This window comes from Christiangramia aquimixticola (assembly GCF_048285835.1).
GTDB classification, from domain to species: Bacteria; Bacteroidota; Bacteroidia; order Flavobacteriales; family Flavobacteriaceae; genus Christiangramia; species Christiangramia aquimixticola.
In genome coordinates, this window is sequence record NZ_JBLVTL010000012.1 from 1 (window position 1) to 4,513 (window position 4,513).

The following is a 4,513-nucleotide window of genomic DNA, read 5'->3' on the forward strand; positions in this document are numbered from 1 at the left end:
GCTTCACCTTCAGTGAGGCTACTACAGATTTTGTAGCAGCAGACATTATCACCACCGGGGGAAGTTTAGGTACTTTGTCTACTACAGATAATATTGTCTACACGGCAACCTTAACACCAACTTCCAATTATGATGGTAATATTACCATCTCCGTAGCCGATGATACTTATACCGATAGTGATGGCAATACCGGAAAAGGAGATAGCTTAACGCTAACCAGTGCTACCGTTTCACCAACCCTGGCGATCACCTCAGATAAGACTGGTTTAAAAGCTGGGGAGACTGCCACTATTAGCTTCACCTTCAGTGAGGCTACTACAGATTTTGTAGCAGCAGATATTACCACCACCGGGGGTAGTTTAGGTACTTTATCTACCACAGATAATATTGTCTATACGGCAACCTTAACACCAACTTCCGATTATGATGGTGATATTACCATCTCCGTAGCCGATGATACTTATACCGATAGTGATGGCAATAACGGAACTGGAGATAGCTTAACGCTAACCAGTACTACCGTTTCACCAACCCTGGCGATCACCTCAGACAAGAGTGATTTAAAAGCTGGGGAGACTGCCACTATTACCTTCACCTTCAGTGAGGCTACTACAGATTTTGTAGCAGCAGATATTACCACCACCGGGGGTAGTTTAGGTACTTTGTCTACCACAGATAATATTGTCTACACGGCAACCTTAACACCAACTTCCGATTATGATGGTAATATTACCATCTCCGTAGCCGATGATACTTATACCGATAGTGATGGCAATACCGGAAAAGGAGATAGCTTAACGCTAACCAGTGCTACCGTATCACCAACCCTGACGATCACCTCTGATAAGACTGGTTTAAAAGCTGAAGAGACTGCCACTATTAGCTTCACCTTTAGTGAGGCTACTACAGATTTTGTAGCAGCAGACATTATCACCACCGGGGGAAGTTTAGGTACTTTGTCTACTACAGATAATATTGTCTACACGGCAACCTTAACACCAACTTCCAATTATGATGGTAATATTACCATCTCCGTAGCCGATGATACTTATACCGATAGTGATGGCAATAACGGAAAAGGAGATAGCTTAACGCTAACCAGTGCTACCGTATCACCAACCCTGACGATCACCTCTGATAAGACTGGTTTAAAAGCTGAAGAGACTGCCACTATTAGCTTCACCTTCAGTGAGGCTACTACAGATTTTGTAGAAGCAGACATTATCACCACCGGGGGAAGTTTAGGTACTTTGTCTACTACAGATAATATTGTCTACACGGCAACCTTAACACCAACTTCCAATTATGATGGTAATATTACCATCTCCGTAGCCGATGATACTTATACCGATAGTGATGGCAATACCGGAAAAGGAGATAGCTTAACGCTAACCAGTGATACGATTACGCCTTCGTTAACTATTCAAGGTGCTCCTGGAACGGTAAACAGCCTAGATCCTTATACTGTATCCTTTGAATTCACGGAGGATGTAACTGGTTTTGACATTGACGACATCATTGTGGGAAATGGTTCTGCAGGTAATTTCCAAATAATCAATGCACAGACTTATAAGGCAGAGATCACCCCTAACGGCAATGGTGATATTTCAATCGATGTGACTGCCGGAGTGGCTCAGGATACATCGGGAAACACTAATACAGCTGCGACCCAAGTGGTCACTACCTATGACGGAGATGGTGATGGATATAATTCAACTACCGACTGCGATGATACAGATGCTTCGATCAATCCGGGAGCTTCAGAAATACCTGGGAATGGTATAGATGAAAATTGTGATGGAGTTGATGGCACAATTTGGTATGCAGATACAGACGGTGATAAATATGGAGATCCTAATGTAAGCCAGGTATCAAATACCCAACCCGCTAATTATGTATCCAATAACACCGATTGTAATGACAACGATAAGGACATCAACCCTAATACGGTTTGGTATGTGGGTGTGGATAATGATACTGATGGTTTCTTTGGAAGCACAAATTCAGTAACACAGTGTACCTCTCCTGGTTCTGGTTACTCAACCACCGCGCCTGCGACCCCTGATTGTAATGATACCGATAACAATGTTTATCCAGATGCTCCTGAACTATGTGATGGAAAGGACAATGACTGTGATGGAACTATCGATGAAGATCTGACCTTTACTAACTATTATGCCGATGCTGATGGAGACGGTTATGGGGATGCTTCAGATTCGGGAACTAGCTTATGTACTGATCCTGCTGATGGTAGAGTAACCAATAATTCAGATTGTAATGACAACGATAAGGACATCAACCCTAATACGATTTGGTATGTGGGTGTGGATAATGATGCTGATGGTTTCTTTGGAAGCACAAATTCAGTAACACAGTGTACCTCTCCTGGTGCTGGTTATTCAACCACTGCCCCGGCAACACCTGATTGTAATGATAATGATAATACCGTTTATCCGAAAGCTCCTGAACTATGTGATGGGAAGGACAATGACTGTGATGGAACTATCGATGAAGATCTGACCTTTACTACTTATTATACCGATGCTGATGGAGACGGTTATGGGGATGCTTCTGATACGGGAACTAGCTTATGTACTGATCCTGCTGATGGTAGAGTAACCAATAATTCTGATTGTAATGACAACGATAAGGACATCAACCCTAATACAGTTTGGTATGTGGGTGTGGATGCTGATGCTGATGGTTTCTTTGGAAGCACAAATTCAGTAACACAGTGTACCTCTCCTGGTACTGGTTATTCAACCACTGAACCGGCAACACCTGATTGTAATGATAATGACAATACAGTTTATCCGAATGCTCCTGAACTATGTGATGGGAAGGACAATGACTGTGATGGAACTATCGATGAAGATCTGACCTTTACTACTTATTATATCGATGCCGATAAAGATGGATTTGGAGATGCTTCAGATTCGGGAACTAGCTTATGTACTGATCCTGCTGATGGTAGAGTAACCAATAATTCAGATTGTAATGACAACGATAAGGACATCAACCCTAATACGGTTTGGTATGTGGGTGTGGATGCTGATGCTGATACTTTCTTTGGAAGCACAAATTCAGTAACACAGTGTACCTCTCCTGGTACTGGTTATTCAACCACTGCCCCAGCAACTCCTGATTGTAATGATACCGATAAGACAGTTTATCCGAATGCTCCTGAACTATGTGATGGAAAGGACAATGACTGTGATGGAACTATCGATGAAGATCTGACCTTTACTACTTATTATATCGATGCTGATGGAGATGGTTATGGGGATGCTTCTGATTCGGGAACCAGCTTATGTGCTGATCCTGCTGATGGAAGAGTAACCAATAATTCAGATTGTGATGATACCGATGATACTATCAATCCGGATACAGTTTGGTATGTGGGTGTGGATGCTGATGCTGATGGTTCCTTTGGAAGCACAAATTCAGTAACACAATGTACCTCTCCTGGTGCTGGTTATTCAACCACTGCCCCGGCAACTCCTGATTGTAATGATACCGATAAGACAGTTTATCCGAATGCTCCTGAACTATGTGATGGGAAGGACAATGACTGTGATGGAACTATCGATGAAGATCTGACCTTTACTAATTATTATATCGATGCCGATAAAGATGGATTTGGAGATGCTTCAGATTCGGGAATTAGCTTATGTGCTGATCCTGCTGATGGAAGAGTAACCAATAATTCAGATTGTGATGATACCGATGATACTATCAATCCGGATACAGTTTGGTATGTGGGTGTGGATAATGATGGTGATGGTTTCTTTGGAAGCACAAATTCAGTAACACAGTGTACCTCTCCTGGTACTGGTTATTCAACCACTGCCCCGGCAACACCTGATTGTAATGATACCGATGCCGCAGAATTCCCTGGACAGACCTGGTATCTGGATGGTGATGGTGATAAGTATAGTGATGGCACCTCGCAAGTAGCTTGTGCAAGACCTGCAAACCATTTTACAGCTACTGAACTAACAAGTACATCCGGAGATTGTAATGATGGTGATGCTTCGATCAATCCGGGAGCTACAGAAATACCTGGGAATGGTATAGATGAAAATTGTGATGGAGTTGATGGCACAATTTGGTATGCAGATACAGACGGTGATAAATATGGAGATCCTAATGTAAGCCAGGTATCAAATACCCAACCCGCTAATTTTGTATCCAATAACACCGATTGTGATGATACCGATGCTTCTATCAATCCGGATACGGTTTGGTATGTGGGTGTGGATAATGATGGTGATACTTTCTTTGGAAGCACAATTTCAGTAACACAGTGTACCTCTCCTGGTGCTGGTTATTCAACCACTGCCCCGGCAACACCTGATTGTAATGATAATGACAATACAGTTTATCCGAATGCTCCTGAACTATGTGATGGGAAGGACAATGACTGTGATGGAACTATCGATGAAGATCTGACCTTTACTAATTATTATATCGATGCCGATAAAGATGGATTTGGAGATGCTTCAGATTCGGG

The 4,513-nt window shown here is 42.5% G+C and carries 1 protein-coding gene; it reads left to right on the forward strand.

The window, feature by feature from the left end; genetic code table 11:
* The coding region (locus ACNKXV_RS13255; protein WP_417908221.1) for an Ig-like domain-containing protein at nt 1-4,513 on the forward strand (4,513 nt) is incomplete at both ends.